This window comes from Flavobacterium sp. (genome assembly GCF_040402835.1).
Classification (GTDB): domain Bacteria; phylum Bacteroidota; class Bacteroidia; order Flavobacteriales; family Flavobacteriaceae; genus Flavobacterium.
On the sequence record NZ_JBBALW010000008.1, the window covers coordinates 92,422 to 98,674 of the forward strand.

At 34.0% G+C, this 6,253-nt stretch carries 8 protein-coding genes; 7 read left to right on the forward strand and 1 reads right to left on the reverse strand.

Going from position 1 to position 6,253, the window contains the following annotated elements:
• Window positions 1-567 carry a gliding motility lipoprotein GldD gene (gene gldD / locus AC9UEH_RS04455; RefSeq protein ID WP_509528860.1) on the forward strand — a complete coding sequence of 189 codons (567 nt, stop codon included), beginning with the start codon at window positions 1-3 and terminating at the stop codon, window positions 565-567.
• 8 nt (window positions 568-575) lie between these two features.
• Here the strand turns inward: gldD and AC9UEH_RS04460 are convergent, their stop codons facing one another.
• Window positions 576-1,163 (reverse strand): riboflavin synthase, encoded by a 588-nt coding sequence (locus AC9UEH_RS04460; RefSeq protein ID WP_509528862.1) that lies wholly within the window; start codon window positions 1,161-1,163, stop codon window positions 576-578.
• 58 nt (window positions 1,164-1,221) lie between these two features.
• Here AC9UEH_RS04460 and pdxA point away from each other — a divergent pair, with 58 nt between their 5' ends.
• The 6 genes from pdxA to accC all read left to right on the forward strand — a co-directional run bounded on the left by pdxA (window position 1,222) and on the right by accC (window position 6,191).
• The gene (gene pdxA, locus AC9UEH_RS04465; RefSeq protein WP_509528865.1) at window positions 1,222-2,265 is read left to right on the forward strand and encodes a 4-hydroxythreonine-4-phosphate dehydrogenase PdxA; all 1,044 of its coding nucleotides are present in this window, start codon (window positions 1,222-1,224) and stop codon (window positions 2,263-2,265) included.
• A gap of 90 nt (window positions 2,266-2,355) precedes the next feature.
• On the forward strand, window positions 2,356-2,901 hold the full coding sequence (locus AC9UEH_RS04470; RefSeq protein WP_509528867.1) for a YceD family protein: 546 nt from the start codon (window positions 2,356-2,358) through the stop codon (window positions 2,899-2,901).
• Between the two features lie 9 nt (window positions 2,902-2,910).
• Entirely contained in the window at window positions 2,911-3,105 is a 195-nt protein-coding gene (gene rpmF, locus AC9UEH_RS04475) for a 50S ribosomal protein L32 (RefSeq protein ID WP_324216800.1), read from the forward strand.
• Between the two features lie 161 nt (window positions 3,106-3,266).
• Complete coding sequence (locus AC9UEH_RS04480; protein WP_509528870.1) at window positions 3,267-4,265, forward strand: beta-ketoacyl-ACP synthase III; 999 nt, start codon at window positions 3,267-3,269, stop codon at window positions 4,263-4,265.
• A 22-nt stretch (window positions 4,266-4,287) separates the two neighbouring features.
• Window positions 4,288-4,755 (forward strand): acetyl-CoA carboxylase biotin carboxyl carrier protein, encoded by a 468-nt coding sequence (accB, locus tag AC9UEH_RS04485; protein ID WP_509528873.1) that lies wholly within the window; start codon window positions 4,288-4,290, stop codon window positions 4,753-4,755.
• Between the two features lie 89 nt (window positions 4,756-4,844).
• Entirely contained in the window at window positions 4,845-6,191 is a 1,347-nt protein-coding gene (gene accC / locus AC9UEH_RS04490) for an acetyl-CoA carboxylase biotin carboxylase subunit (RefSeq protein WP_509528875.1), read from the forward strand.
• The last annotated feature ends 62 nt before the right edge of the window (window positions 6,192-6,253 follow it).

The window sequence follows — 6,253 nt, forward strand, 5'->3', positions numbered from 1 at the left end:
ATGCTCAAAAAAAACATTGTCTCCGCACTTCTTATAACTGTAACATTAGTATTTATTAGTTGCAAAAACGAATCGATTCCGAAGCCTTCAAGTTATTTGCGTTTGGATTATCCAGTTGCGGAATATTCTCATTTTGAAAACGATTGCCATTATACTTTTGATATAAATTCAAATGCAATTATCACTGAAAAAGGCGATTGTAACTTTGAAATTGCCTATCCAAAAATGAAAGCCACAATTTATTTAACTTATAAACCCGTGAACAATAATATCAATTTATTGCTGCGTGACGCTCAGAAATTGACGTATGAACACGTGATTAAAGCAGATGATATATTGGAGCAGCCGTATTTAAACCCAACAAACAAGGTGTTTGGAATGTTTTATCAAGTGGATGGTAATGCGGCTACAAACACACAGTTTTACGTCACCGATAGCACCAAGAACTTCGTTGCTGGATCGGTATATTTTTACGCAAAACCCAACTTTGATTCGATAATGCCAGCGGCAAGTTACATTAAAAACGATGTTCAAAATTTGATGGAAAGTTTACGTTGGAAGAAATAAACAAGCTTCTATTTCAAAGAATATAATTTAGAAACATACTTCCCTATTACATCAAATTCAAGATTAATTTTTGTTCCTATCTTAAAATTTTTGAAATTTGTATGCTCATAAGTATAAGGAATAATTGCAACACTAAATTCACTTTTCAAAGAATTTACAACCGTTAAACTCACTCCATTTAACGTAATCGAACCTTTTTCTATGGTTAGATTATTTAAAATCGGGTCGTAATCAAAAGTAAAATACCAACTTCCATTCGCTTCTTCAATAGATTTGCAAATACCAGTTTGATCGACATGCCCTTGAACAATATGTCCGTCAAGACGGTCGCCCAATTTCATGGCGCGTTCTAGATTTACAAAATCGCCTGTTTTCCAGTCCGAAAGATTTGTTTTATCAATAGTTTCTTGAATTGCAGTTACGGTATATTCGTTTTTATTAATGGCAATTACGGTTAAACACACTCCATTATGAGCTACGCTTTGGTCAATTTTTAATTCATCTGTAACGGACGACGCTATTGTTATATGAACGTTTCCGCCATCTTTATGAAGTGCTTTAATCTCGCCAAGGGTTTCTATTATTCCTGTAAACATTTCTTATTTTATTTTACTAAATTTGCACTTCAAAATTAGCAATAAATAACGTGTAGTCATGATAAAAAAAGCAGAAAATATAATCGTTGGAATTTCAATAGGAGATTTAAACGGTATTGGAAGCGAAGTGGTGCTAAAAACATTTGAAGATTCTCGAATGTTAGAATTCTGCACGCCCGTTATTTTTGCCAATGTGAAAATAATTTCTTTCGTCAAAAAAACCTTTGAATCTACTTCGGCAATTCATGGAATTGATACATTGGAACAAATTGTTATTGGAAAAATCAATGTTTTAAATGTTTGGAGAGAAAATGTAGATTTGAATTTTGGTGTTAATGACGATGCTATGGGAAAATATGCTATAAAATCATTTGTGACAGCAACTAAAGCTTTAAAAGAAGGCAAAATTGATGTTTTAGTTACAGCGCCAATAAATAAATATAACATTCAATCAGACGAATTTAAATTTCCTGGACATACTGATTATTTAAACCAAGAATTAGAAGGAAATGCATTGATGTTTATGGTTCAAGATACGCTTAAAGTTGGGCTTTTAACCGATCATATTCCTGTGAACGATGTAGCCTCTCATCTTACAGAAGATTTGATTAAGCAAAAAATAGAAACTATAAAACAGTCTTTGATTCAAGATTTCAGCATCAACAAACCAAAAATTGCGGTTTTAGGGTTGAATCCTCATGCAGGCGATGGCGGCGTTATTGGAAAAGAAGACGACACAATTCTAAAACCAGTAATAAAAAAATTATTTGAGAAAGGAACTATGGTTTTTGGACCCTATCCAGCAGATGGTTTTTTTGGAAACAGTCAATATGAAAAATTTGATGCCGTAATTGCTACTTATCATGATCAGGGGTTAATTCCTTTTAAAACATTATCGTTTGGAAATGGAGTGAATTATACTGCTGGTTTAAACAAAATTAGAACGTCGCCAGATCACGGAACGGCTTATGATATTGCTGGAAAAGGAATTGCAAATCACAATTCATTTAAAGAAGCTGTTTTTTTGGCAATTGACATCTATAATTCTAGAAATGAGTATGCAGAAATCAGCAAAAAGCCACTAAAAACAAAAGAAAAGTAGTTGTAAACAAAAAAATGTTGATAACGCTTTCGATATTACTATAATTTTATATCTTTGCACCCCGAAGATTTGGGAAAAATTGTTGTTGGCATGAAAAAGTTAAATGAATTTTTAATTCCTTTTATAGGATTAAAGTTAGGAAAACATCAATTTGAATATCAAATAAATAAAGCGTTCTTTGAAAGCTTTGATTATGATGAGTTTGAAAGCGCAGACATCAAAGTAAGTGTTGTTTTTGACAAAAAAAGCACCCTATTAGAATTAAATTTTAAACACAAAGGAACGATTCATGTGCCTTGTGATTTGACAAATGAAATGTTTGATTTCCCAATTAAAGGAAAGCTTAAAGTAATAGTTCAATTTGGCGAAGAATATAATGATGATAATGACGAGTTATTAATTTTACCTCACGGGGAACATGAAATTAATATTTCTCAAATTATATATGAAATGATTGCTTTGTCAATCCCGTTTAGAAAAGTTCATCCGGGAGTTAAAGACGGAACATTGGATTCAGAAGCCTTAAGAAAGCTAAATGAATTGAGAGTTGAAGAATTAAAAGTAGAAAATAAGAATACAGAAGACAATATTGACCCGCGTTGGGACAAATTAAAACAACTATTAACGGATAAATAATATAGTAAAATGGCGCATCCTAAGAGAAAAATCTCCAAAACGAGAAGAGACAAGAGAAGAACACATTATAAAGCAACTGTTGCTCAAATTGCAACATGTCCTATTACAGGAGAAGCGCATTTATACCACAGAGCTTACTGGCATGAAGGTAAAATGTACTACAGAGGACAAGTTGTTATCGACAAGCAAGTTGCTGTTGCATAATACGTTTTAACAAATGAAAGATAAACTCTCACCACGTGAGAGTTTTTTTTGTTGGATTAAACTTTAGAATCAAATTAACCACTCTAAATCAATTAGTTTAGAAAATATTTTGTAATTTCAACCCTTTTTAGGAAGATAATACAAGAAGAAAAAAAATTCTTATGAATAAAATTACAGCCGCAATTACTGCTGTCGGTGGATATGTACCTGATTTTGTACTCTCCAACAAAGTCCTAGAAACAATGGTTGACACCAATGATGAATGGATTACTTCAAGAACTGGAATCAAAGAAAGAAGGATTTTAAAAGGCGAAGGACTTGGAACTTCGTATCTTGCAATCAAAGCTGCTGAAGATTTATTGCAAAAAGGAAAAATAAATCCTTTAGATATAGATTTAGTGATTGTTGCTTCTGCCACTCCAGATTTATTAGTTGCTGCAACTGCGGTTTATGTAGCTACAGAAATTGGCGCAACCAATGCTTTTGCTTATGATTTACAAGCTGCTTGCTCAGGATTTCTTTTTGGAATGTCAACTGCAGCTGCTTATATAGAATCTGGCAGGTATAAAAAAGTGCTTTTGATTGGGGCTGATAAAATGTCTTCAATTATTGATTATACCGACCGTGCGACTTGCATTATTTTTGGTGACGGAGCGGGTGCTGTTTTATTTGAACCTAATTTTGAAGGCTTAGGAATGCAAGATGAATATTTGAGAAGTGACGGAGTTGGAAGAGAATTTCTAAAAATAGATGCTGGTGGTTCTATATTACCTGCTTCAATTGAAACTTTAGAAAACAAGCAACACACTGTAATTCAAGATGGTAAAACGGTTTTCAAATGGGCGGTTACCAATATGGCAGACGTGAGTGAATTGATTATGAAGAGAAATGATTTGACCAATGACGATGTAGATTGGTTGATAGCGCACCAGGCAAATAAAAGAATTATTGATGCCACTTCAAGCCGAATGAAACTTGAGGAAGAAAAAGTATTAATCAATATTGAAAAATATGGAAATACAACTTCGGCAACATTGCCATTATTATTGTTTGATTTTGAGAAAAAATTTAAAAAAGGAGATAATTTAATATTTGCTGCTTTCGGTGGTGGATTCACATGGGGATCTATCTATTTGAAATGGGCATACAACAGAGAATAAAACTAACCTAAAAATTAATATTATGGATTTAAAAGAAATTCAAAACCTAATCAAGTTTGTTGCAAATTCGGGAGTTGCAGAAGTAAAATTAGAAATGGATGATGTAAAAATCACCATCAGAACAACATTAGAAGGGAATTCTCAAGAAATTACATATTTGCAACAAGCACCTGTTGCTCAGGCAATTCCTCAAGCAGCACCAGTTCAAGCTGCTGTTCCAGTTGCTGCTGTAGCAGATGAAAATTCAAAATACATTATTGTGAAATCTCCAATTATTGGTACTTTTTACAGAAAACCATCTCCAGACAAACCAATGTTTGTTGAAGTTGGAACTACAATTGGAAAAGGAGATGTTTTATGCGTAATTGAAGCTATGAAATTATTTAACGAAATTGAATCTGAAGTTTCAGGGAAAATTGTTAAAATTTTAGTGGATGATATGTCGCCAGTAGAATACGACCAACCCTTGTTTTTAGTAGATCCATCATAAGAAATTATAAATTATGAATTTTAAATTATGAACTGTCAAAACCTTTCATAACTTATAACTTATAACTCATAACTCATAATTCAAAGAAAATGTTTAAAAAAATATTAATTGCAAATAGAGGTGAAATAGCCCTTCGTGTTATTAGAACCTGTCGAGAAATGGGAATCAAAACAGTAGCGGTTTATTCCACTGCTGACGCAGAAAGTCTTCACGTGAAATTTGCTGATGAAGCAGTTTGCATTGGGCCTCCGCCAAGTAATCTTTCTTATTTAAAGATGTCGAATATTATTGCAGCAGCAGAAATTACGAATGCTGATGCCATTCATCCTGGTTACGGATTTCTTTCTGAAAATTCTAAATTTTCAAAAATTTGTCAAGAACACGGAATCAAATTTATTGGTGCTTCACCAGAAATGATTGATAGAATGGGAGATAAAGCTTCGGCTAAATCAACTATGATTGAAGCTGGAGTACCATGCGTTCCAGGATCTGTTGGGATTTTAGAATCTTTTGAACAAGCGCAAAAATTATCTTTAGAAATGGGCTATCCTGTAATGCTTAAAGCAACAGCCGGTGGTGGTGGAAAAGGAATGCGTGCCGTTTGGAAACCCGAAGATTTGTTGAAAGCTTGGGAAGGCGCTCGTCAAGAGTCGGCTGCGGCTTTCGGAAATGACGGAATGTACCTTGAAAAATTAATCGAAGAACCTAGACATATTGAAATTCAGGTTGTAGGTGATGCGTATGGAAAAGCATGTCATTTATCAGAAAGAGATTGTTCGGTTCAACGCCGTCATCAAAAATTGACTGAAGAAACTCCGTCGCCATTTATGACCGATGAATTGAGAACTAGAATGGGTGAAGCGGCGGTTAAAGCTGCCGAGTACATTAAATATGAAGGTGCTGGAACAGTTGAGTTTTTGGTTGACAAACATAGAAATTTCTATTTCATGGAAATGAATACGAGAATTCAAGTGGAACATCCAATTACAGAACAGGTTGTGGATTATGACTTAATTCGGGAGCAAATAATGGTAGCAGCAGGAATTCCAATTTCTGGAAAAAACTATTTACCACAATTGCATGCTATTGAATGCAGAATAAATGCGGAAGATCCGTACAATGATTTTCGTCCTTCACCAGGAAAAATCACTACACTTCATGCTCCAGGAGGTCACGGAGTTCGTTTAGACACGCACGTTTATGCAGGTTACACGATTCCGCCCAATTACGACTCCATGATTGCGAAGTTGATTACAACAGCACAAACGCGTCAAGAAGCTATCAATAAAATGAAACGTGCCTTAGATGAATTTGTAATTGAAGGGGTAAAAACGACGATTCCGTTTCACAGACAATTAATGGATGAAGAGCAATATGTAGCTGGAAATTATACAACTGCTTTTATGGATACATTCAAAATGAATGATCCTGAATAAACGAAACTAATGACTAGTCCTAAATAATCGATACAGATTATTAGACAAAAATAGATAAATTA